The organism is Actibacterium sp. EMB200-NS6, from assembly GCF_001305615.1.
GTDB lineage: Bacteria > Pseudomonadota > Alphaproteobacteria > Rhodobacterales > Rhodobacteraceae > Actibacterium_A > Actibacterium_A naphthalenivorans.
The window spans coordinates 713691-735020 of record NZ_CP010869.1; the positions used below are offsets into that span (position 1 = coordinate 713691).

The 21330-nt window shown below is 64.9% G+C and carries 21 protein-coding genes; 5 read left to right on the forward strand and 16 right to left on the reverse strand.

The genetic code is table 11. The features are described from left to right. Positions 1-15 precede the first annotated feature (15 nt). The 4 genes from TQ29_RS03580 to TQ29_RS03595 all read right to left on the reverse strand — a co-directional run bounded on the left by TQ29_RS03580 (position 16) and on the right by TQ29_RS03595 (position 5457). Positions 16-975, reverse strand: coding sequence for an ABC transporter ATP-binding protein (locus TQ29_RS03580; protein WP_054538049.1), 960 nt, complete (start codon positions 973-975; stop codon positions 16-18). Beyond that, positions 972-2840 carry a dipeptide/oligopeptide/nickel ABC transporter permease/ATP-binding protein gene (locus tag TQ29_RS03585; RefSeq protein ID WP_054538050.1) on the reverse strand — a complete coding sequence of 623 codons (1869 nt, stop codon included), beginning with the start codon at positions 2838-2840 and terminating at the stop codon, positions 972-974. The genes TQ29_RS03580 and TQ29_RS03585 overlap by 4 nt, the downstream gene beginning before the upstream one ends. Beyond that, positions 2837-3784: an ABC transporter permease gene (locus TQ29_RS03590; RefSeq protein ID WP_054538051.1), complete on the reverse strand. Its 948-nt coding sequence runs from the start codon at positions 3782-3784 to the stop codon at positions 2837-2839. Before TQ29_RS03590 ends, TQ29_RS03585 begins: the two co-directional genes overlap by 4 nt. Positions 3785-3882: 98 nt before the next feature. After that, complete coding sequence (locus TQ29_RS03595; RefSeq protein WP_054538052.1) at positions 3883-5457, reverse strand: ABC transporter substrate-binding protein; 1575 nt, start codon at positions 5455-5457, stop codon at positions 3883-3885. A 105-nt stretch (positions 5458-5562) separates the two neighbouring features. Between TQ29_RS03595 and TQ29_RS03600 the strand changes: the two genes are divergently transcribed. Next, positions 5563-6225, forward strand: coding sequence for a DUF1028 domain-containing protein (locus TQ29_RS03600; protein WP_054538053.1), 663 nt, complete (start codon positions 5563-5565; stop codon positions 6223-6225). An 80-nt stretch (positions 6226-6305) separates the two neighbouring features. On the opposite strand, the gene ggpS is transcribed toward TQ29_RS03600, so the two are convergent. The 7 genes from ggpS to TQ29_RS03635 all read right to left on the reverse strand — a co-directional run bounded on the left by ggpS (position 6306) and on the right by TQ29_RS03635 (position 13655). Further along, complete coding sequence (ggpS, locus tag TQ29_RS03605; RefSeq protein WP_054538054.1) at positions 6306-7811, reverse strand: glucosylglycerol-phosphate synthase; 1506 nt, start codon at positions 7809-7811, stop codon at positions 6306-6308. A gap of 1 nt (position 7812) precedes the next feature. Further along, positions 7813-8595 carry an HAD family hydrolase gene (locus TQ29_RS03610; RefSeq protein WP_054538055.1) on the reverse strand — a complete coding sequence of 261 codons (783 nt, stop codon included), beginning with the start codon at positions 8593-8595 and terminating at the stop codon, positions 7813-7815. A 1-nt stretch (position 8596) separates the two neighbouring features. Continuing rightward, positions 8597-9664 carry an NAD(P)H-dependent glycerol-3-phosphate dehydrogenase gene (locus tag TQ29_RS03615; protein ID WP_255353378.1) on the reverse strand — a complete coding sequence of 356 codons (1068 nt, stop codon included), beginning with the start codon at positions 9662-9664 and terminating at the stop codon, positions 8597-8599. 307 nt (positions 9665-9971) lie between these two features. Continuing rightward, positions 9972-11174, reverse strand: a complete 1203-nt coding sequence (locus tag TQ29_RS03620; RefSeq protein ID WP_054538056.1) for an endonuclease/exonuclease/phosphatase family protein — start codon at positions 11172-11174, stop codon at positions 9972-9974. Next, complete coding sequence (locus TQ29_RS03625) at positions 11171-12151, reverse strand: threonine/serine dehydratase (RefSeq protein ID WP_054538057.1); 981 nt, start codon at positions 12149-12151, stop codon at positions 11171-11173. Before TQ29_RS03625 ends, TQ29_RS03620 begins: the two co-directional genes overlap by 4 nt. Beyond that, positions 12148-12972, reverse strand: a complete 825-nt coding sequence (locus TQ29_RS03630; protein WP_054538058.1) for an alpha/beta fold hydrolase — start codon at positions 12970-12972, stop codon at positions 12148-12150. Before TQ29_RS03630 ends, TQ29_RS03625 begins: the two co-directional genes overlap by 4 nt. Further along, complete coding sequence (locus tag TQ29_RS03635; RefSeq protein WP_054538059.1) at positions 12969-13655, reverse strand: haloacid dehalogenase type II; 687 nt, start codon at positions 13653-13655, stop codon at positions 12969-12971. The genes TQ29_RS03630 and TQ29_RS03635 overlap by 4 nt, the downstream gene beginning before the upstream one ends. 240 nt (positions 13656-13895) lie before the next feature. On the opposite strand from TQ29_RS03635, the gene TQ29_RS03640 reads away from it, so the two are divergent. Next, positions 13896-14324, forward strand: coding sequence for a peptidylprolyl isomerase (locus tag TQ29_RS03640; protein ID WP_037208709.1), 429 nt, complete (start codon positions 13896-13898; stop codon positions 14322-14324). A gap of 73 nt (positions 14325-14397) precedes the next feature. Further along, positions 14398-14988, forward strand: coding sequence for a hypothetical protein (locus TQ29_RS03645; RefSeq protein ID WP_054538060.1), 591 nt, complete (start codon positions 14398-14400; stop codon positions 14986-14988). Here the strand turns inward: TQ29_RS03645 and TQ29_RS03650 are convergent, their stop codons facing one another. From TQ29_RS03650 to fabA, 3 genes are read right to left on the reverse strand one after another with little or no spacing between them, the layout of a single operon-like run. Beyond that, positions 14989-15777, reverse strand: coding sequence for an enoyl-ACP reductase (locus tag TQ29_RS03650; RefSeq protein WP_054538061.1), 789 nt, complete (start codon positions 15775-15777; stop codon positions 14989-14991). Between the two features lie 6 nt (positions 15778-15783). Beyond that, the gene (gene fabB / locus TQ29_RS03655) at positions 15784-17013 is read right to left on the reverse strand and encodes a beta-ketoacyl-ACP synthase I (protein ID WP_054538062.1); all 1230 of its coding nucleotides are present in this window, start codon (positions 17011-17013) and stop codon (positions 15784-15786) included. 26 nt (positions 17014-17039) lie between these two features. After that, positions 17040-17552, reverse strand: coding sequence for a bifunctional 3-hydroxydecanoyl-ACP dehydratase/trans-2-decenoyl-ACP isomerase (gene fabA, locus TQ29_RS03660; RefSeq protein ID WP_054538063.1), 513 nt, complete (start codon positions 17550-17552; stop codon positions 17040-17042). A 177-nt stretch (positions 17553-17729) separates the two neighbouring features. On the opposite strand from fabA, the gene irrA reads away from it, so the two are divergent. Continuing rightward, positions 17730-18146 (forward strand): iron response transcriptional regulator IrrA, encoded by a 417-nt coding sequence (irrA, locus tag TQ29_RS03665; protein ID WP_037208763.1) that lies wholly within the window; start codon positions 17730-17732, stop codon positions 18144-18146. A 9-nt stretch (positions 18147-18155) separates the two neighbouring features. Here irrA and TQ29_RS03670 read toward each other — a convergent pair whose 3' ends face one another. Both TQ29_RS03670 and TQ29_RS03675 read right to left on the reverse strand, forming a co-directional pair. Next, positions 18156-18761: a hypothetical protein gene (locus tag TQ29_RS03670; RefSeq protein ID WP_054538064.1), complete on the reverse strand. Its 606-nt coding sequence runs from the start codon at positions 18759-18761 to the stop codon at positions 18156-18158. 19 nt (positions 18762-18780) lie between these two features. Then, positions 18781-19644 (reverse strand): glycosyltransferase family 2 protein, encoded by an 864-nt coding sequence (locus tag TQ29_RS03675; protein ID WP_037208697.1) that lies wholly within the window; start codon positions 19642-19644, stop codon positions 18781-18783. Between the two features lie 126 nt (positions 19645-19770). On the opposite strand from TQ29_RS03675, the gene miaB reads away from it, so the two are divergent. Then, positions 19771-21096 carry a tRNA (N6-isopentenyl adenosine(37)-C2)-methylthiotransferase MiaB gene (gene miaB / locus TQ29_RS03680; protein ID WP_054538065.1) on the forward strand — a complete coding sequence of 442 codons (1326 nt, stop codon included), beginning with the start codon at positions 19771-19773 and terminating at the stop codon, positions 21094-21096. The last annotated feature ends 234 nt before the right edge of the window (positions 21097-21330 follow it).

Here is a 21330-nt window from a genome sequence, read left to right on the forward strand (position 1 = left end):
TGGCGGGGCGCGGGCTCATCGGGTGATCGGGTGGTGGCAGGCGGCAAGCTGGGTCTCTCCCATCGGGGTCAGGGGTGGTTCGGTCGTTCTGCAAAGATCCGTCGCGTATGGACAACGCGCCGCGAAAGAGCAACCCGGCGGCGGGTTCAGCGGGTCGGGCAGCTCGGTCTCGCGGCCCTCGGGCGGGCGCAGCGGGCGGCCCACCACCGGTGCGCTGTCGGCCAGCAGCCGGGTGTAGGGATGGCGTGGCTGGCGGAAGATATCCCCGGCCCTGCCGATCTCGACCACCGCGCCGAAGTAAAGCACCGCGACACGGTCGCTCACCGCCTCTACCACCGCCAGATCGTGGCTGATGAACAGATAGGTCAGCCCGAGTTCGGCCTTCAGATCGGCCAGCAGGTTCAGAACCTGCGCCTGCACCGAAACATCCAGCGCCGAGACCGGTTCATCAAGGATCAGAATGCGCGCATTGGCAGCCAGCGCACGGGCGATGCCGATCCGCTGGGCCTGTCCGCCGGAAAACTCATGCGGATAGCGTGTCAGGAAATCTTCGCGCAGGTTCACGGCCGCAAGGATCTCGCGGAGGCGCGTATCGCGTTCGGCGCGGCCCATGCCGTGCAACAGCTTCAGCGGCGCCTCGATGATCTGGCGGATGGTCTTGCGCGGGTTCAGGCTGCTGATCGGATCCTGGAACACATATTGGATGCGCCTGCCGAAGGCGGCGGGATCGGTGGTATCCTGCGCTTCGCCCTCGATCTCGATCGAGCCGGTGCTGGCCGGCAAAAGCCCCACCAGCATCCGCGCCAGCGTGGACTTGCCGCACCCGCTTTCGCCGACAATGCCCAGCGTCTCGCCGGTTTCCACGCGCAGCGACACGGGCCGGACGGCGCGGACAATGGCCTTCGGTTTGCCGAACAGCGGTTTGCCCACCGGAAAGCTTTTCGACAGTTCGGTCAGTTTCAGCGCGTCGGTCATGGCTCCTCCACCTCGGGATAAAGGCAGCGGACGCGGCGCGCGCCGCTGCCCTCCAGGCCGATCTCTCCCGCTTCGCAAGCGGGCTGTTTCCGGCCGCAGCGTGGCGCGAAGGCACAGCCGGGCGGCAACTGGTCAACCGCCGGCGGCAGGCCGGGGATGGCGGCCAGCCGGCGCCGCCCCGCGCCCAGTTCGGGCACACAGTCGATCAGCCGCCGGGTATAGGGATGGGCCGGGCTTTCAAGCAGGACGCCGGTGGGCCCTTCCTCGACGATCCGCCCGGCATACATCACTGCCACCCGATCGCAAAGCTGCGCCACCACACCGAAATCATGGGTGATGAAAATGATCGCCAGCCCGCGCGCACGGCGCAGTTCATCCAGCAGGCTCAGGATCTGCGCCTGCACCGTCACGTCCAGCGCGGTGGTAGGCTCGTCGGCGATGATCACATCGGGATCATTGGCGAGAGCCATGGCGATGCCTACGCGCTGCCGCATCCCGCCAGACATCTCGTGCGGATAGGCTTTTGCCCGGCTCTCGGGGTTGGGAATGCGCACCGAATGCAGCAGCGCCACCGCCCGCGCCCAGGCCTCGGCCCTGCCGAGCGGGTGATGCACGCGGATCGCCTCGGCCAGCTGGTCCCCGACACGGTAGAGCGGATGCAATGTCGCCAGCGGATCCTGAAAGATATAGGCGATGCGGTCGCCGCGCAGGCTGCGCAGCGTCTCGTAGGGCGCGCCGATCAGATCGTCGCCGCGATAGCGCGCCGCGCCGCCGGTGATCACCCCCGGGGGCGAGGCGACCAGCCCCATCACGCTCAGCGCCGTCACCGACTTTCCCGATCCGCTTTCGCCGATGATGCCCAGGCATTCGCCCGGATGCACCGACAGGCTGACCTTGTTGACCGCCCTGTAAACCCGCCCGCCCACGTGAAACTGCGTCTCCAGCGCCTGCAACGTCAGGATGCCATCGCCCTGCGGCTCCGGCACGGTATCGCGCGCCACACGTGTCGCCGCCATCGGCCGGCTCAGCGCGCCAGAGCGCAGCCGGGGGTCCAGCGCATCGCGCACCCCGTCGCCCAGCAGGTTGATGCTCATGACGATGATCAGAATCATCACCCCCGGCACCACCGAGGTATGCGGCGCGGTGATCAGTGCTGCCCGCGCCTCGCCCAGCATCGATCCCAGATCGGCCTGCGGCGGCTGGCTGCCCAGCCCCAGAAACGAGAGACCGGCGGTTTCCAGGATCATCCAGCCGATGGTGGTCGACATGGCGATCACGATCACGGGCACCACATTGGGCAGGATTTCCGACCAGATGATGCGCCAATGCCCCATCCCCGCAAGCCGCGCCGCATCCACGAATTCCCGGTTGGCGATGCCCACGGTTATCCCGCGGATGTTGCGCGCGAAGAACGGCACGTTCACCGCCGCCACCGCGATCAGCGCATTCAACAGCCCCGGACCCAGCGCCGCGACAATCGCCAGCGCCAGCAGAATATAGGGAAACGCCATCAGCATATCGACGCCGCGCATGATCAGGTTATCCGTGCGCCCGCCGAAATACCCGGCCACGATGCCCAGCGCGGCACCGATCACGGCGGCAATCACCGCCGCCGCAAAGCCGACCGCCAATGACAGCCGCGTGCCCCACAGCAGCCGCGACAGCAGATCCCGCCCCAGGTGATCCGTGCCCAGCAGATGCCCCTCCGACAAGGGGCGCAGATAGCGCGCGGCTGTGTCCGTTACATTCGGCGCCCGCACCGGCAACACCGGCACCAGCAGCGCCAGAACCGCGACCGCCGCCAGAACCACCGCCCCGACCAGCGCCAGGCGGTTGCGGGCCAGCAGACCGGCAAACAGCCTCATGTCTTGATCCTCGGGTCCAGCAGGCTCTGCGCCACATCGACCACGATGTTGAACAACACATAGCACGCCGCCACGAACACCACGCCGCCCTGCACCAGCAGGATGTCGCGTTTCAGAATCGCATCAACCAGCATCCGGCCGACGCCGGGCCACTGGAACACCATCTCGATATACACCGCGCCCGACAGCACGAACCCCGCCTGGATGCCCAGCACCGGGATGATCCCCACCATCGCCGCGCGCAGCGCATGGCCCTGGATCACGCGGCGTTCGGGCACGCCCTTGGCGCGGGCGGTGCGGATGAAATCCTGCCGCAGCACCTCCAGCATGGCGCCGCGCGACAGCCGGGCGATCACGCCGGTGGCCACCACCGCCAGTGCCGAGGCCGGCATCACCAGATGGCGCAGCAAGTCCTGCAAATCGCCACCGCCATAGATCGCATACATCCCCGATACCGGCAGCCAGCGCAGCTTCACCGCGAACAGCAGGATCATCATCATGCCCAGAAAGAACGACGGGATCGAAATCCCCAGCAGCACCACGAATGTAATCGCCCTGTCGGCCGGCCCGTATTGCCGCGCCGCCGATACCACCCCGGCCAGAACACCCAGGCCCGAGCACAGCACAAAGGCAACGCCGGCCAGGATCAGCGTGGCGCCGAACCGCTCCAGTACCTCATCCAGCACCGGCCGGTTCAGCGCATAGCTCTGCCCGAAATCGCCGGTCAGCATATTGCCCAGCCAGATGAAATAGCGCTGCACCGCAGGCTTGTCGAGGCCCAGCTCCCGGTTCAGCTTCTCCACATTCTCGGGCGTCGCGTAAGACCCCAGAATGGCGGTCGCCGGATCGCCGGGTATCATCTCCATGATGGCAAACACGATCACCGTGATCCCCAGCAACACCGGGATCGCGGATATCAGCCGCCGGAGTATATAGGCGCCCATCGCCGGCCCCTTTCATCTTTCCGAAAATATCCCCGCCGGAGGCATGAAAATGCCGCGCAGCGGCGGATCGGGCCGGGCAAGCCCGGCCCGAAACCCGATCAGTTCTTGACCACATCCTTCAGCAGCAAAAAGAATGACGGTTCCAGCGCGAAATGTTCCACCTTGTCGCTCGTCACCGCATTCTGCTTCCAGTTGGCGACAAAAACCCAGGGCGCATCCTCCTGCACGATCACCTGCATCTTCTTGTAAAGCGCGGCCCGCTCTGCCTGATCGGTGGCCACCCGGGCCTCCTCCAGCAGCGTGTCCACCTCCGGGTTCGAATAATAGCCGGAGTTGAAGCCGCCCTTGTCAGGCCAGGCCTCGGTGCGCAGCGCAAGAAAGGGCAGGGTGTCCGGATCGTTGGTCATCCAGGCCATCTCGGCCATATCGGCCTTGCCCTCCAGGCCGGGGTTCACGTTGCCCAGGAAAGTGTTCCATTCATAGGTCTCGATCTTCACGTCGAATCCGACGGCCTCCAGATCGGCCTGAATGGCGGTGCCCATCGCCACCGGGTCCAGCATCCCCGAGCCGCCCTCGGTCACGTAGAAGGTCAGCGAAAGATCCTCCTCGCCCGCCTCGGCCAGCAGCGCCCTGGCCTTTTCCGGATCATAGGGATAGGGTTCCAGCGCGTCGTTATACGCCCAGGCAAAGGCCGGCGGTGTGGGGCCTGCGGCCACCTCGGCGGTGCCTTCCAGAACATCGTTCACAAGTGCCCCCTTGTTTACCGCGTAATTCGCCGCCTGGCGCACCAGCTTGTTGGCGAAGGGGCCTTCCTTGGCGTTCAGGATCAGGAACCAGACATGCGGCCCGGCCTGTTCGACCACGCTGAACGCATCGCCCTGAAACTGCGACAGGGCCACCGGCGGCACCTCGACCATCAGATCGATCCCGCCCGCCAGCATCTCCGCGGTGCGGGTGTTGGCATCGGTGATCGGGCGAAAGACGACCGCCTCGAGAGACGGCGCGCCATCCCAGTAATCGGGATTGCGCTCCACCACCACCGCTTCGTTGCTGCGCCATTCGGCGAATTTGAACGGCCCGGTGCCCGAAGGGTTGCGCCCGAAATCGGCGCCAAACTTCTCCACCGCCGCCTGGCTGACGATCAGGCCCGTAGGATAGGCCAGGTTCGACAGGAAAGGCGCGTAGGGCGCGCTGAGGGTGAACTTCACGGTCAGCGGGTCCACCACCTCGGTCGCGTCGATCGACGAAAAGAAGAAGGACAGCGGGAACGGCCCGGTATCGTGATAGGGGTGATCGTCCTGCAGCATCCGGTCGAAGTTGAACTTGACCACATCGGCGGTCAGCGCACTGCCGTCATGGAAGGTGACGCCCTCGCGCAGTTTGAAGGTGTATTCGGTGCCATCCTCGCTGATGGTCCAGCTTGTCGCCAGCGCCGGTTCCACCTCCAGCGTGCCGGATTTATAACGCACCAGCCCGTCATAGACGTTCATCAGGATGCGGAAATCGTTGACGGCCGTCACCGCCGCCGGATCCAGCGCCTTGGGCTCTGCGATCTGCCCGACGATCAGAACGCCCGGCGGCGTCTGCGCCTGCAGCGCGGGGGCAAGGCCCGACAGCGCCGCCGCGCCAAGCACCGCGATAAACCCGCGCCGCGTCCAGTCAAAGAGTTGCATTTCGGTTCCCTCTCTGTTGTGTGTTGATCTGTTATTTATCATGATAAATCGACGTCCCCGGATTTATCATGATAAATTTGGCCAAAACGAAGAAGACCACGGTGAATGACCTTTTCAATCCTCGCGTTCGATGAAGAAACAGGCATCTGTGGCGGCGCTGCCGCCACGGGCAGCCTTTGTGTGGGCGGCTGGGTGCTGCGCGGTGATTCCCGCAGCGGCATGTCTGCCTCGCAGGGCACCTCGCCGTCGACCCTGTGGGGCGAGGATGTTCTGGAGCATATGAGGAACGGCAAAAGCGCCCGCGCGGCGGTGGATGCGGTCGTCGGCCCCGACGGCGGGCGCGCGCACCGCCAGCTTGCCGCGCTGGATCTGGCCGGAACCACAGCGGTGTTCACCGGCTGTGACAGTATCGCCGAGGCCGGCCAGCGGCAGGGGCCCAAGGTGGTCGTGTCGGGGAACATGCTCAAAACCCCTGCGGTGCTCGACGCGATGCTGGATGGGTATCTGTCCGCCACCGGCGCCTTTGCAACACGTCTGCTGCGGGCGCTGGAGGCCGGTCATGCCGCCGGCAGTGACAGCCGCGGCCTGCTGTCGGCCGCGCTGCTTGTCGTTGGCCGTGACATGGCGCCGCTATCGCTCAGGATCGATTGGTCCGAGACGCCCGTTCCCGCGCTCTGGCAGCTTTACCACAAAAGCCAGGCCTCGCCCTATGCCGACTGGCTGCAGGCGGTGCCCACCCGGAATGATCCGCATCGCTCTGAAATGTAAAGCGGCACCTCGGGTGCGGTGGCCCAAGGCCGCGGCCAGATGGCTGGCCCGGGCATTGCGGCATGGTTTGCGGGGGCGGCTCAGGCCGCAGGCACGATCATGGTTTTGGGCAGATCGGCAGAGTCGAAGGCCTGCATCTGATCTTCGGCCCAGAACCGAACATCCTGTTTCCGGATGATCTCGCGCATCAGCTTCATCCGCTCCCGGCGCTCTTCCTCGGGCATTTCGAGCGCCAGGGAAATCGCGCTGTCCATGGATTTGTGCGAGAACGGGTTGGTGATGACGGCGGAATACAGTTCGACCGCCGCGCCGGCGAATTCAGACAGCACCAGCACGCCGTCGCCATCAGCCCGCGCGGCGCCATACTCCTTGCACACAAGGTTCATCCCGTCCGCCAAAGGCGTGATCCAGGCAACATCGGCGGCGCGGTAATAAGCCACGAGCTGATCAAACGGCACCGCCCGCGAAAGCAGCGCAAGCGGCTGCCAGTCGAGGCTGCCAAACCGGCCATTGATCCGCCCCGCGATATGCTCCAGCTCGCTCTGGATCTCCTCATAGGCAACCATGTTGCTGTTGGCGGCCACCGAGACATGCATCAGCCGCAGCTTGCCGCGCAGATCGGGGCGCGTTTCCAGCAGACGCTCATAGCTGTGGAGCTGTTCGATACCGCCCTTGGTGTAATCGGTGCGCCCGACCGACAGGATCAACTGCGCATCGCCCAGCTCCTGCTTGATCTGCTTAACCTTCGCGGCGGTTTCCTCGCGGGCCACGAGCTGTTCGATATAGTCCACGTCAACCCCCACGGGCGAGGCCTGAAGGTTGATCGTGCGGCCGTCGAACGTGATCTGGGTGGGCACGCTTTGCTCGGACAGGGCCGAGGTTTGCGAGGCGAGTTCCGGTTTCACCTTCTCGCGGGTCTTCGTATCGACCTCAAGCAGCGAGCGCGCGGCGGAGACGAAGTTGTTCACGTAGCGCGGAATGTGAAAACCCACGAGGTCGCAGGCCAGAAGGCTTTCGAGGATTTCATTGCGCCAGGGCAGCACGTTGAACATATCCGCGCCGGGAAAGGGGGTGTGGTGGAAGAAGCTTATCTTCACGTCCGGGCGCAGTTTGCGCAGATACCCCGGTACCAGCCACAGGTTGTAGTCATGAATCCAGACCACGGCGCCGTCTGCAGCCTCGGCCGCGGCGGCCTCGGCGAAGGCCCAGTTCACCTCGCGAAAGGTCGGCCAGTCCACCGGGTCATAGTTGTAGCGCTCCTTGAACCCGTGCAGGATCGGCCAGAATGCTTCCTTGGAACTGACGTGGTAGAAGCTCGTGATCTGTTCGGCGGTCAGGGGCAGGCGCGAGACGGTGTATTTTCCATATTGGTCGTCGATCTCGATCACCCGCTCGAAATCCGGGTGTGCGGGGTCTTCGGCCTGTTTCCAGGCAACCCAGGCGCCTTTTTCAAAGCGGCCGAAAAAGCTTTTGAGCGTGGGGACGATGCCGTTCGGGCTTTTGTTTTCCCGATATTCGATGCGGCCGTCCACCTCGACCTCCTCATAGGGCTGGCGGTGGTAAACGATGACAAGATTGGAGGACATGTCAGTCTCCTTTCGGAATGTCGTGAAGTTCAAAAGCGTCAATCGCCTCGAGAATGCCGGCAGCCCCGTGGGCGCGGGCGTGATGGACCTTGGGCAGATCCGCGAGCCGGGCCGAAAGCGCGGGTTCGGAATTTCCCACCGCCACGGCCTGCAGCCCGGAGGCGAGCATCGACAGATCGTTGAGCGTGTCCCCGGCCGTCAGCACCCGCGTCTCGTCAATCCGCAGATGGTCGATCAGCCGCCTGAGCGAGGGCCCCTTGGACACGCCCCTGGGCAGGACATCGAAATAGCGGTCGGCGGAAATGAGCCAGTCGAGCCCCATCGCGGCCACCCGATCTTCCGCGGCCGCGTCATAGGCCGCGGGGGCCAGATCATAGCTTACCCGATAGCGAAACAGGGTCGGCTGCAGGCGCAGCCCGGGATGCCCGTCAAGCATGGCGCGCACCGCTTGTCCCTTGTCGCCCCAGCGCGCGGCGATGTCTTGCTCCAGCGGTTCGATGGGCGCGATCGCGCCATCCGGGCGCACTTCGGCGATCGTAGTGCCGACATCACCGACCACATATTCGGGCCAGGGCAGATCACGCTCGGCGCACATCTCGATGATGAATTCGGGGTCGCGCCCGGTGACGAAGATCAGCCCGATCGTGTCGCGATTTGACTCGATCCAGCGGTAGAGCCGCTGCTTGTCATGCTCGGCGCCGCCGAGAAACGTGCCGTCGAGATCGGTGGCGAGGATCAGGCGCCTGTCTGCGATCGCGGGGCGGGGGGAGGTCTGCAGGTTCATGTCAGTTGCCCTCGAATTGCAGCGGCAGATCAGGCGCGGGATGATCGAGCAGCAGCTCCATGGCGCGCGGCTCGGCCTCGATGGGGCGTGCCCAGAGCGCCGAGAAACTGTCCTGAAGATTGGCGCCCCTGTGCAGGATCGCATTCACCGTTTCGCAGATCGGCATGGGCACGGCGATGCGATGGGCAAGATCGGTGACAGAAACCGCGTTGACCTCGCCCTCGACCACCACGGGGCGTCCCCCGAAACAATCCGCGCGCGCGATGCCCTGACCCAGTTGATGGCCCAGCGACATGTTGCGCGAGGTGGTGGAAGAGCATGTGAGTGTCAGATCTCCGGCCCCGGCGAGCCCTGTCACGGTTTCGCGCCGGCCGCCGAGGGCTTCGGCGAGCTGCTTCATCTCTTCGATGCCGCGGGTGATCAGCGCCGCGCGGGTGTTTTCGGCAAAGCCCGCGCCGGACATCATCCCGCAGGCGATGGCGACCACGTTCTTGACCGCGCCGCCCACTTCGACGCCGACAAGATCGTCCGAGACATAGGGCCGAAACCCGCCCCCCGAAAGCGACATGGCCAGGCGTACGGCGGGGCTTTGATGCGGCTCCAGCCGGTCGAGATAGCGAAAGGGGAAGGCCACGGTCGCCGCCGTGGGATAGTCCAGCGCCGTTTCCAGCGCGAATGTCGGCCCCGAGACGGCGCCGACCGGATGCCCCGGCAGTTCTTCGGCGACGACCTCGGACAAAAGGAAACCGGTCTGGCGTTCGACACCCTTGCAGGCGAGCGCGATGGCGGTGCCTTGCGGAAGATGCGGCGCAATGCTTCGGCACACGTCGCGCAGCGAGGAAGACGGCGTGGCGATCACAACCGCCTCGGCGCCTGCGAGCGCGGTGGCCAGATCCGAGGTCGCGCAAAGCCCGGGCGGAAGATCCAGGTCGGGCAGAAAATCGCTGTTGCGGCCCGTGGTGTTGATGGCCTCGGCCAGTGCCGGCCTGCGTGCCCAGAGCATGACGTCGCCGCCGTTGCGCGCCAGAACGGTGGCAAGGGCCGTGCCCCAGGCGCCGGCGCCCAGCACGGTGATCTTGTGAAATGGACGTGATTGCGGTTGTGCGGTTGAATCCTTGATGGAGAGCCCCTTTGGCCTGCTCGGTTTTATGTGTTTCTCGGCTTTTAACATGGATCCCAAGTGATCGTTTCGGCACCGGAGCACAAAGCCACGGGCGGGAGCCATCGCTGTCAGGCACCGCGGCGCATGGCCATCGTTCTATCCAGCTTGGTGAACACGATAGTCTTGTTGGCCAAGGATTCAAGGCAAAATGCCGCATTGCGGCACCTGGCGCGCCAGGGCGCCAGGGATTTCGCGGAAGGCGCGCGCGGTGTTTTCAGTCGCTGGCGGGATCGGTCAGCCGGAAATGCGCCATGATCTGGCCGTGGTCCGACGCCAGCTTGTTATAGGGCGCTTCGGGGTGGGAGCCATCGGTCAGATGGTCGTTGAACACACTGAAATATTCCATCTCGCCGATCCGGCGGGCGTAATCCGGGTGAAAGTGCCGCGACATCAGGATCTGGTCGATGGATTCGAACACCCCGCCGAAGGCCGAGGTATAGACCATGTCGCGCAACGATTTGCGCACAAACAGTTTTTCGGCGGAATGCAGGCGCACCCGTTCCACACTTTCAAGGATGCGCGCGGCCTCTTCCTTGGTGTAGCGGTCATTGGCGGTTTCTGCGTCGTGGCGGCGCATCCAGGCATAGTTGCGGAAGGGCCGCTCGCCGCTGATGATCTCTGACGACACGGCGTGTTCGCCATCGTTGAAATCGCCCAGAACCATCACCGGATGGCCGTGGTCCAGCTCTTCCAGGATCAGCTTGCGCAGCACCCAGGCCTCGGCCATCCGCCGCAGCCCGGCGCGCAGAAAACCCATGGCGCGGCCCTCGGCACGATAGTGCAGCAGGTCCAGTTCTGGCGAATGGCGCGCGCCGTGCGGGCGGATATATTCGCCCAGCTTCGATTTCATGTGGCAGTTGAACACGGTGATCACGCGCCCGCCCACCGGTACCCGCGCCTTCAGAATCGGGCGTGACAGGCGGTTGACGCGGTAGCTGCCCGCGTCGCCGCCGCCCAGATGGTGGAACGGGATCTCCAGTGGCGGGTCGAGCTGTTGCACCACCTCCGGTTCGGCGGCAAAGCCGAAGCGCGACAGAATGGCGATGCCCGGCCGCCGCTCTCCGGCGCCGCTGTCCGACAGGTTGGGGGCAAAAGCCAGCGCGGCGCCGTCATAGGGATCATAGGCCAGCTTGCGGAAGATCGCCTTGCGCGCATAGCGCTTGGACCGGTCGGGCAGGCTGGCGGCGTTCGAGGCCATGCCGCGCGCGTCGGTTTCGGCGATCACGGCGCGCAGGGGCGGTTCTTCGAAAATCTCCTGAAAGCCCACGATGTCGGCGTTCATCGTCATCAGCTGATCGGCCAGCCAATCCTCTTTCCAGGCGTATTCCTCGGGCGTGTATTGCTCGAACCGGTAATATTCCTTTTCGGCGCCGATCAGGTTCTTGACGTTGAAACTGGCGATGGTGAATCCGGTCACGACCCGTCTCCGAAGCGGGTGAGCGCGTCGCAGAACAGCTCGGCATCCACGTTGCCGCCAGAGGCGACAGCGATCACCGCGTCGCCGCCGATCCGGTCGCCATGATATAGGGCGGCGGCCAGCGCCACGGCGCCGCCGGGTTCCAGCACAATCTTCAGCCGGGTAAAGGCGGCGGCCATGGCGCGGCGGGCCTCATCCTCTGTCACCACGAGGCCGGGGCCGCAAAGCCGCGACAGGATCGGAAAGGTGATCTGGCCGGGCGACGGCGTGATGATCGCGTCGCAGATCGAGCCGGTGGTGCGCGGGTTGCGTTCGATCCGCCCCGACAGCAGCGAGCGGGCGGTGTCGTCGAACCCTTCGGGCTCTACCGGGCGGGCGCGCAGGCCGGGGGCCGTGGCCTCCAGCGCCAGGGCGATGCCAGAGGTCAGCCCGCCGCCGCCGCAGGGCACCAGAACATCGGCCTCGCGCACCCCCTGATCGGCGGCCTGGGTGGCGATCTCCAGCCCGGTGGTGCCCTGGCCGGCGATCACCTGGGGTTCGTCAAAGGGTTTGATCAGCGTCAGGCCGCGCTCTTGCGCCAGTCGGGCGCCGATCGCGTCGCGGTCTTCGGTGGCGCGGTCGAAATGCACCACCTCGGCCCCCAGCGCCCTGGTGTTCGCGATCTTCAGGCGCGGCGCGTCGGCGGGCATCAGGATCACGGCCGGAACCCCGTGTTCGCGCGCGGCAAAGGCCACGCCCTGCGCGTGGTTGCCCGACGAAAAGGCGATGACACCCTCGCGGCGCTGTTCCGCCGGCAGCGCGGAAAGCGCCGACCAGCCGCCGCGAAACTTGAACGATCCGGTGTGTTGCAGGCATTCCGCCTTGACCAGCACCCGCCGCCCGGCGAGTTCGTCAAGAAACGGCGACGACAAAAGCGGGGTGCGGCGGGCGTGGCCGCGCAGCCTTTCGGCGGCGGCGTTGATCATGTCGATATTCATTGGACCTCCGCCAGAAAGGCCCGGATCGCGGCCAGCGCCTCGGGTTCGTCAAGGAAGGGCACATGGGCGCGGTCGGGCACTTCGGCATGGATCATGCCGGGGTGGCGTCTTGCCATCTCTTCGACAACGCGGGGCGACAGAAGATCCGAATTGGCACCGCGGATCAGCGCCACCGGCTTGGCGGCCAGCAGATCGTAGAGCGGCCAGATATCGGGCTGCTCGACCTCATAGGCCGCCAGGAACGCGTCGCGCAGCGCCGGGTCGTAGTTGATTTTCAGCCCCTCGGGCGTTTCGGTATAGTGCCGCCGGGCCTCTTGCAGCCAGCGGTTTTCGGGCACATTGGCGAACCCTGTCATCGAATGGGCCAGCGCGGCGGCGGCCTCGGCATGGGTCTTGGCGCGGGGATTGCGGCCGATGTAATCGGAGATCCGGCCAAGGCCGATGCTTTCGACCTCGGGGCCGATGTCGTTGAAACAGACCCCGGCCACCCGGTCGGCCGCCATCGCCGCCAGCATAAGCGCCACCAGCCCCCCGCGAGAGGTGCCAAGGATCGGCGCGCTGGCAAGGCCCAGATGGGTGTAGAGCCCGATCACATCCTGCGCCTCGCGCAGCACCGTATAGCTGGCCGCGCCGGACCAGTCCGACGCGCCACGCCCGCGATAATCCATGCAGATCATCCGCACCCCATCGAGATGCGGGGCCAGATAATCGAAATCGGCGCTGTTGCGGGTCAGGCCCGAAAGGCAGATCAGCGGCTGGCCGCTGCCTGTATCGCGATAGGCGATCCGGGCGCCGTCATCGGCGGTGAAATACTCCATCAAAGTCTTCCTGCTAGTTCGGGGATGGGGGTCAGGTCGCTCAGGATATGGGCCGGAACCCAAGGCAGCCGGTCCACCGGTTCGTCCGCGCGGTTGACCCAGGCGGTGGTGAATCCGTAGCCGGCGGCCGCGGCCGCGTCCCAGCCGTTGGAGGAGATGAACAGCACCTGTTCCGGCGCACAGCCAAAGCGCCGGCCGACAAGATCATAGACCGATCTGTGCGGCTTGAAGACGCCGACACTCTCGACCGACAGCAGATCGTCCAGCATGTCGCCGATGCCGGCAGAGGTCACGGCATCGGTCAGCATCGCGGGCGATCCGTTCGACAGGATCGCGGTGTTCAGGCCCATGCCCTTCAGCCGGGACAGCATGGCGGGCACTTCGGGAAAGGCCGAAAGGGTGCGGTAAAGCGCCAGCAGCCGGTCGCGCAGGGCCGGGTCGGCCAGCCCCGCCGCCGCCATCGCCCAATCCAGCCCGTTCTGCGTGACCTCCCAGAAATCGGCATGGTCGCCGGTGACGGCGCGCAGCCATGTGTATTGCAACTGCTTTTGCCGCCAGTCCCGCGCCAGCGCGGGCCAGATATCGGCCAGTGCCGCGTTTTCGGGTTCCGCCGCGGCCTCGCGCGCGGCGGCACTGACATCGAACAGCGTGCCATACGCGTCGAAGATACAGGTTGTGAGTGTCATGGCTCCTCCCTTCCGCGCGGAGAGTGGCACAGGGCCCGGCAGGGGGAAAGACCCGATGTCTGCCACATCGGGCGGGCGCGAATCCGCGTGGATCGGCGGCGTCACGGCGCGGTTCCCGCCGATCCGGGCCGGCGGGGTTTACATCCCGGTCAGGTTTCCTAGTATCGTGGCGCACCCGGAGAACCTGCGCCCCTTGCGTGGCCTCTGCAAACCCATCCCAAGACATCAGAGAGAGACGCGATGACCCAGGTAAAAGCGGGCGACAAAGTTCGCATTCATTACACCGGCACCCTGGCCGACGGCACCACGTTCGACAGCTCGCAAGGCCGCGATCCGCTGGAATTCACCGTCGGCGCGGGCGAGATCATCCCCGGCCTCGACAAGGCGATCCCCGGCATGGCCGCGGGCGACACCAAGACCGTCGAAATCCCCTGTTCCGAAGCCTATGGCGACCACAACCCGGATGCCCGCCAGTCGGTGCCGCGCGCCCAGGTGCCCGCGGATATTCCGCTGGAACTCGGCACCCAGCTTCAGCTTCAGACACCGCAGGGGCAGGTGATGCCCGTGGTGGTGGCCGAGGTGACCGAGCAGGAGGTGGTGCTGGACGCCAACCACCCGCTGGCCGGCAAGGATCTGACCTTCGCGATCGAGCTGGTCGAGATCGCCTGACGGTTCGCCATGGCCCCGATGCCGCTTGTGTGTTGTTATGACCCGACGCCGCATGCACGAAAGGGCCGGGGCCATGGAAACCCAGATCGACAAGCTGCGCGCCCGAATCCGAGAGATGCAGGAGGCGCTGCAGGATGAGTTCGACGCCCGGCGCGAACGGTTCCGCTATCGCGTGACCCGCCGGCGGGTGATCTTCGAAGACGACGCCCGCCGCGCCCACCGCGCCGAGCGTGAAAGCCTGCGCAGTTTCCTCAGCCGGGCCCAGTTTCTGGTCATCGTGACCGCGCCGGTAATCTATGCGCTGATCATCCCCTTTGTACTGCTCGACCTTTTCGTGACCGTCTATCAGACGATCTGCTTTCCCGTTTACGGCATCGAAAAAGTACGGCGGCGCGATTACATCGCCATCGACCGGCAGCATCTGGCCTATCTGAACTGGCTGCAAAAGGTGAACTGCATCTATTGCGGCTATTGCAACGGGCTGATCGAGTTCGTGCGCGAAGTGGCGGGCCGGACCGAACAGCGCTGGTGCCCGATCAAACACGCCCGCCGTCTGGCCAGCACCCACGCCAGATATGACGGTTTCACCGATTACGGCGATGCCGCGGCGTTTCAGGCGCATGTCCGGCAGCGGGCGGGCAAGTCGGGCCCGCCCGAGCCGTGACTACAGGTTTTCCGGCTGCGGCATGCCCAGAACGTGCACGCCGCCATCCACGGTGATGATCTCGCCCGTGGTGCAGGCGCCCTGATCCGAGGCCAGATAAACCGCGGTGCCGCCGATCGCCTCCAGCGTGGCGTTGTCGCGCAGGGGCGCGTTGGCGGCGGTATAGCGGAAGGTCTTGCGCGCGCCGCCGATGGCCGCGCCGGCCAGCGTTTTCATCGGGCCGGGCGAGATCGCGTTCACGCGGATGCCGTCGGGGCCCAGATCGTTTGCCAGATAGCGCACCGCCGATTCCAGCGCCGCCTTGGCCACGCCCATCACGTTGTAGAAGGGCGTCACCCGGTTGCTGCCCTGATAGGTCAGGGTCATGATGCTGCCGCCCTCGGCCATCAGCGGGGCGGCGCGGCGGGCCACGTCGATCAGCGAATAGCACGAGATCACCAGCGAGGTCTTGAAGTTCTCGCGGGTGGTGTTGATGAACCGGCCGGTCAGTTCGTGCTTGTCGGAATAGGCGATGGCGTGCACCACGAAATCGAGCTTGCCCCAGCGGTTCTGCAACTCGGCAAAGGCGGCGTCCAGCGATGCGTCGTCGGTGACGTCGACATCGACCAGAATGTCCGAGCCCAGGCTTTCTGCCAGCGGTGCCACGCGTTTGCCGAACGCCTCGCCCTGATAGCTGAAGGCAAGTTCCGCGCCCTCTGCGTGCAGCGCCTTGGCGATGCCCCAGGCGATCGAGCGTTCGTTGGCGACGCCCATGATCAGGCCGCGTTTCCCGTTCATCAGTTCAGGCATCAGCGTTCATCCGTGATATTTGCTCAGCAGCATCGAGCCGTTGGTGCCGCCAAAGCCGAAACTGTTGGTCATCACCGTGTCCAGCCCGGCGGCATCCACGCGGGTGGTGGCGATCTCGGCCGGATTCAGCGCCGGATCCAGCGTTTCGACGTTGATCGAAGGTGCGATGAAATCATGCTCCAGCATCAGCAGGCAGTAAACCGCTTCCTGCGCGCCGGTGGCGCCCTGGCTGTGGCCCGTCATCGACTTGGTGGAGCTGATCGGGGGCGTGCTGCCCTCGCCGAAGACGCGGCGCACGGCCTCGACCTCGCCCACATCACCGACCGGGGTCGAGGTGCCGTGGGCGTTGATATAGCCGACCTTGCGATCGGGGCCCAGCGACTGCAGCGCCAGCCGCATCGCCCGCTCGCCGCCTTCGCCCGAAGGGGCGACCATGTCATGCCCGTCGGACGTGGCGGCGTATCCGGTAACCTCGGCATAGATCTTGGCGCCGCGGGCCAGCGCGTGGTTCAGGTCTTCCAGAACCACGATGCCGCCGCCGCCCGAAATCACGAACCCGTCGCGATTGGCGTCGAACGCGCGCGAGGCTTTTTCCGGCGTGTCGTTGAACTTGCTGCTCATCGCGCCCATCGCGTCGAACAGGCAGGACAGGGTCCAGTCCAGTTCTTCGCCGCCGCCGGCGAACATCACGTCCTGCTTGCCCATCATGATCTGCTCGGCCGCGTTGCCGATGCAATGCAGGCTGGTCGAACAGGCCGAGGTGATGGAATAGTTGATGCCCTTGATCCTGAACGCCGTCGACAGGTTGGCCGAGATCGTGGATGACATACACTTGGGCACGGCGAAGGGGCCGATCCGCTTGGGGCTGCCCTTTTCCAGCACGGTCTGATGCGCCGCCAGCATGGCCGAGGTCGACGGCCCGCCGGAGCCGGCCACGAGGCCGGTGCGCGGGTTGACGATATCGGCCTCTTCCAGCCCGGAATCGGCGATTGCCTGGCTCATCGCGATATGGGCATAGGCCGCACCCGGCCCCATGAAGCGCAGGGTGCGCTTGTCCACATGCTCGGTCACGTCGATCGAAAGAGCCCCGGCGACCTGGCTGCGGAACCCGTGTTCGATCATCGCGGCATTGGCGGTGATACCCGATTTCCCGGCCTTCAGCGCGGCCAGAACCTCGGCGGCATTATTCCCGATCGAGGAGACAACCCCCAGACCTGTGACGACGACACGGCGCATTGGCGTGCTCCCTCCCTGATGGTGGCTTAGCCTTCGGCTGCGGCCAGCCCGACCTTCATGTCCTTGACCTGATAAATCACTTCGCCATCCGCCTCAACACGGCCGTCGGCGACACCCATCTTCAGCCGGCGGTCGATCACGCGGGTGAAATCGACGTAATAGGTGATCATCGTGCGGTCGGGGCGGACCATTCCGGACAGCTTGACCTCGCCCACACCCAGGGCAAAGCCCTGGCCCTGCCAGCCGCGCCAGCCCAGGTTGAACCCGGTCAGCTGCCACAGCCCGTCAAGGCCCAGGCAGCCCGGCATCACCGGGTTGCCGGGAAAATGGCATTCGAAGAACCACAGATCGGGGGTGATGTCGAATTCGGCCACGACATGGCCCTTGCCATGCGCGCCGCCGTCGGCGCTGATGTCGGTGATACGGTCCATCATCAGCATCGGCGGCAGGGGAAGCTGGGCATTTCCGGGGCCGAAAAGCTCGCCCCGGGCGCATTTCAAAAGCGCGTCCTTGTCAAAACTGGTCGGATAATCGGCCATTCAGCCCTGCCCCTTTTTGGTCGGTACTCGTTGTCCCAACCCCTCTAACATCGCCCTTTGCGGGCTTGCAATAGGGCGCCGCCGCCAGTGGTGCCCCGCCCCGGGCCAGAAATTCAATTGAAAACGGTCTCTGAAAACGACTATATACAGGCCCCAAGGGAAGTGTGGATGCAAAAGATGGCACCAGAGGCGATTGATCGGGGAACCGAATGGCTGGCCGGCGCGGGTTTGCGCCCGACACGGCAGCGGCTGGCGCTTGCGGCGCTTCTGGTCGGAGACGGGCAGCACCGCCACGTGACAGCCGAAAGCCTGTTCGACGCGTCCTGCGCCGCGGGCGAACGTGTGTCGCTGGCCACCGTGTACAACACGCTCAAGGCATTCTGCGATGCCGGGCTGCTGCAGGAGGTGATGGTGGACGGGTCGAAAAGCTATTTCGACACCAATACCAGCAATCACCCGCATTTCTTCTGGGAAGACGACAGCGAACTGACCGACGCGCCCGCCGACAATCTGAAGATCGCCGGCCTGCCCGATGCGCCCAACGGGGCGGAGATCGTGAAGGTCGATGTGGTGATCCGGCTGCGCCGGGCCTGAGCGGGCCGCTTATTGCGCGCCCTGCCTGCGGTTGATCATGGCGATCAGGATCATGGCGATCACCGCCCCGCTTGCGTTGAACACCAGATCCAGGGCCGTATTGTAATACCCGCCGACATTCGTATCGGGTATCACCAGAACGGCGATGAATTCGATGATCTCGTTCACCGTGCCAAGCCCCATCGCGCCAAGCGCCGGATAGACATAGATCGAGCGCGAGTTGCGCAGCGGCGGGAAATGTGTTGCCAGAATGTGCCACAGCATCCAGGCCGTCACGCCAAATCCATAGGCGTGGACGAGCTGATCATATTTCAGCACCGTCAGCTCGCCATTGACCGCGACCGGAAGCACGACCAGCGAATAGAGCACGCCCTCGCCGACCTGAACCCCGCCGCCCGCCATATGCGCCAGCCCCCACAGGCTGAGCGACCACAGGAGTGCGGGCGAAAACTCTGCGACCCGCAGGTTGCGCGCGACCAGGGCGATGATGCCGACCATGGTGATGACGTACCAGATGAACTCGAAATTCCCCTGGGCAAAGAACCAGGCGGTGAACACGCCGACATAGGCGATCGTGAACCAGAAGACGGCCCATTCGCCGCGGTTGATGTTCATGCCGGTGCCTTTCGCAGTTTCAGAACCATTGCCCCGGTTCCATCAGCCCCAGATCCAGCAATTGCTGCGAGGTCCATTCGAACTCGGTCGAGTTGTGCCATTTGAAGGTCGGGATGTCGAAGGTCGAGCCCGCATTCGTCTTGAGCGCCTTGGCGGTGCGGAACGAACAGATGGCGGCGGTCAGGTTGTGGTGCCAGGGGCAGGAATAGGTGTTGTATTCCTCGTCGTTGAAGGTGTTGTCGCGCCGCAGCTCAAGCCCCGGTTTGGCCCGGAACAGCGCGATCCGGTCGATCTTGCGCCGGGGCTTTGGCACATGCTCTTCGAACCGCCAGCGCAGCCCGCCGAAAAAGTCGAGCTGGCGTTCCTTCGGATTACCCTCGGCATCCGCCCGCGCCAGCGCGTAATAGCCCGACTTGTCCAGCAGCGCGGTTTCCAGCGAGACCGCATCGGGAAACCTGTCCACGTCGGCGGCGTAAAGATCGATGACATAGGTCAGCATCGCGTCGCGCCGCTCTTCGCCGTGAAAGGCCAGCATCTCGCCCACCGTGCGGGTTTCGCAGAAGGGGAAGAACAGGAATTCGGCGTTGTAGCAAAAATACATCCACTGCCCGTCCGCCGCCGCGATGACCCGGTTCAGCGCGTTCTGAAACGCCTTGTCCTGAAACACGTCGATCGCCACCCGGTGCACCTTGCCGGCGATGTCGGCGGGCAGGCGCAGCTCTTCGGGGGCGAAGACGATGACGGTACGAAACCCCAGGTTCAGATGATGGCGGATCGTGGTATCGACCTCGACCAGATCCTCGACAAGGATCACGGCAATCGGCCCCTTGGCCAGCGCGTCGCCGGCTTTTGCCAGAAAATCGCTTGTCCCGTCGTAGTTCATTCCGCGCCTCGCCGCCCTGATCCCCGGGCCTTTTCCGAAACTCCTGTAAATCGGGTATCATTGCAAGCGTTGCGGCTTTTGCCGGCATTGTGTAGGAGGGCGCCTTGAATTGGCGGGGTGCGGATCATGGCGGACCAGAAGAAACTGTTCATCAAGACCTATGGCTGTCAGATGAATGTCTATGACAGCGAGCGCATGGCCGAGGCGCTGGGCGGGGCGGGTTATATTGCCACCGACACGCCCGATGATGCCGACATGATCCTGCTCAATACCTGCCACATCCGCGAAAAGGCGGCCGAAAAGGTTTATTCCGAGCTTGGCCGCTTCAAGGGGCTGAAGGCCGCCAAGCCGGAGCTGAAGATCGGCGTAGCCGGCTGTGTCGCCCAGGCCGAAGGCGCCGAAATCATGCGTCGTCAGCCGATGGTCGATCTGGTGGTGGGGCCGCAAAGCTATCACCGGCTGCCCGCGATGGAGGCGAAGGCCGGGAACGGGCAAAAGGCGCTCGACACCGATTTCCCCGAGGAAGACAAGTTCGCGCATCTGGCCGCCCGCCCCAAGGCGCAGCGCGGCCCGTCCGCGTTTCTGACCGTGCAGGAAGGCTGCGACAAGTTCTGCGCCTTTTGCGTGGTGCCCTATACCCGCGGCGCCGAGGTCAGCCGCCCGGTGGACCGCGTGCTGGACGAGGCGCGCGACCTGGTGGAGCGCGGCGTGCGCGAGATCACGCTGCTGGGCCAGAACGTCAATGCCTATCACGGCGCGGGCGCGGGGGGCGACTGGTCGCTGGCGCGGCTGATCCGCGAACTGGCCAGGATCGACGGGCTGGCGCGGATCCGGTTCACCACCTCGCACCCGAATGACATGGACGACGACCTGATCGCGGCTCATGGCGATTGCGACAAGCTGATGCCCTATCTGCATCTGCCGGTGCAGTCGGGCTCTGACCGTATCCTGAAACGGATGAACCGCAGCCATACCGCCGAGCAATATCTGCGGCTGATCGAGCGTATCCGGGCCGCGCGGCCCGATATCCTGCTGTCGGGCGATTTCATCGTCGGCTTCCCCGAAGAGACGGAAGCGGATTTCGCCGCCACCCTGGCGCTGGTGGAGCAGGTGCGCTACGGCCAGTGCTATTCGTTCAAATACTCCACCCGTCCCGGCACTCCCGCCGCCGAGCGCGCGCAGGTGGATGAGGATGTGAAAGCAGACCGGCTGCAGCGGCTGCAGGCGTTGCTGTCGCGCCAGCAGGCGGAAATCCAGGATGCGATGGTCGGGCGCGAGGTGGGCGTGCTGTTCGAAAAGCCGGGGCGCGAGGCCGGGCAGCTTGTGGGCAAGTCCGATCACCTGCATGCCGTGCATGCGCAGGCGGGCGCCGAGCGGATCGGGCAGGTCGCGCGGGTGCGGATCACCGGATCGGGGGCCAATTCCCTTGCCGGGCAGGTGGTGGAGGTTTGAGGCAACTCGCCCCTGGCGCGAGTTGGCCTGAAACGTCGGGCGGATTTCCTTTGTTTTGGCGGATAATTGCCAGATTTCGCGGCGATTGTATCGGCAACGGGGCGGTCCTTGGGATTAACCTTTCACAGAATCGGGGGAAAACGGTAATGTCTTCAGGTGTTTCAGAGTGATTGAACAATGGTAGAGATTTCAAGTTTTCCGAAATACCGGCATTGGCCTGACGGGCTTTCCTGC

Excerpts from the sequence above, each read along its gene's own strand:
- TQ29_RS03610 (WP_054538055.1), bottom strand. The coding sequence starts at position 8,595 with ATGAACCTGCAGACCTCCCCCCGCCCCGCGATCGCAGACAGGCGCCTG.
- fabB (WP_054538062.1), bottom strand. The coding sequence starts at position 17,013 with ATGCGCCGTGTCGTCGTCACAGGTCTGGGGGTTGTCTCCTCGATCGGG.
- fabA (WP_054538063.1), bottom strand. The coding sequence starts at position 17,552 with ATGGCCGATTATCCGACCAGTTTTGACAAGGACGCGCTTTTGAAATGC.
- TQ29_RS03625 (WP_054538057.1), bottom strand. The coding sequence starts at position 12,151 with ATGAATATCGACATGATCAACGCCGCCGCCGAAAGGCTGCGCGGCCAC.
- TQ29_RS03600 (WP_054538053.1), top strand. The coding sequence starts at position 5,563 with ATGACCTTTTCAATCCTCGCGTTCGATGAAGAAACAGGCATCTGTGGC.
- TQ29_RS03580 (WP_054538049.1), bottom strand. The coding sequence starts at position 975 with ATGACCGACGCGCTGAAACTGACCGAACTGTCGAAAAGCTTTCCGGTG.
- TQ29_RS03585 (WP_054538050.1), bottom strand. The coding sequence starts at position 2,840 with ATGAGGCTGTTTGCCGGTCTGCTGGCCCGCAACCGCCTGGCGCTGGTC.
- TQ29_RS03635 (WP_054538059.1), bottom strand. The coding sequence starts at position 13,655 with ATGACACTCACAACCTGTATCTTCGACGCGTATGGCACGCTGTTCGAT.
- TQ29_RS03675 (WP_037208697.1), bottom strand. The coding sequence starts at position 19,644 with ATGAACTACGACGGGACAAGCGATTTTCTGGCAAAAGCCGGCGACGCG.
- TQ29_RS03590 (WP_054538051.1), bottom strand. The coding sequence starts at position 3,784 with ATGGGCGCCTATATACTCCGGCGGCTGATATCCGCGATCCCGGTGTTG.
- TQ29_RS03645 (WP_054538060.1), top strand. The coding sequence starts at position 14,398 with ATGGAAACCCAGATCGACAAGCTGCGCGCCCGAATCCGAGAGATGCAG.
- ggpS (WP_054538054.1), bottom strand. The coding sequence starts at position 7,811 with ATGTCCTCCAATCTTGTCATCGTTTACCACCGCCAGCCCTATGAGGAG.
- irrA (WP_037208763.1), top strand. The coding sequence starts at position 17,730 with ATGGCACCAGAGGCGATTGATCGGGGAACCGAATGGCTGGCCGGCGCG.
- TQ29_RS03650 (WP_054538061.1), bottom strand. The coding sequence starts at position 15,777 with ATGCCTGAACTGATGAACGGGAAACGCGGCCTGATCATGGGCGTCGCC.
- miaB (WP_054538065.1), top strand. The coding sequence starts at position 19,771 with ATGGCGGACCAGAAGAAACTGTTCATCAAGACCTATGGCTGTCAGATG.
- TQ29_RS03670 (WP_054538064.1), bottom strand. The coding sequence starts at position 18,761 with ATGAACATCAACCGCGGCGAATGGGCCGTCTTCTGGTTCACGATCGCC.
- TQ29_RS03595 (WP_054538052.1), bottom strand. The coding sequence starts at position 5,457 with ATGCAACTCTTTGACTGGACGCGGCGCGGGTTTATCGCGGTGCTTGGC.
- TQ29_RS03640 (WP_037208709.1), top strand. The coding sequence starts at position 13,896 with ATGACCCAGGTAAAAGCGGGCGACAAAGTTCGCATTCATTACACCGGC.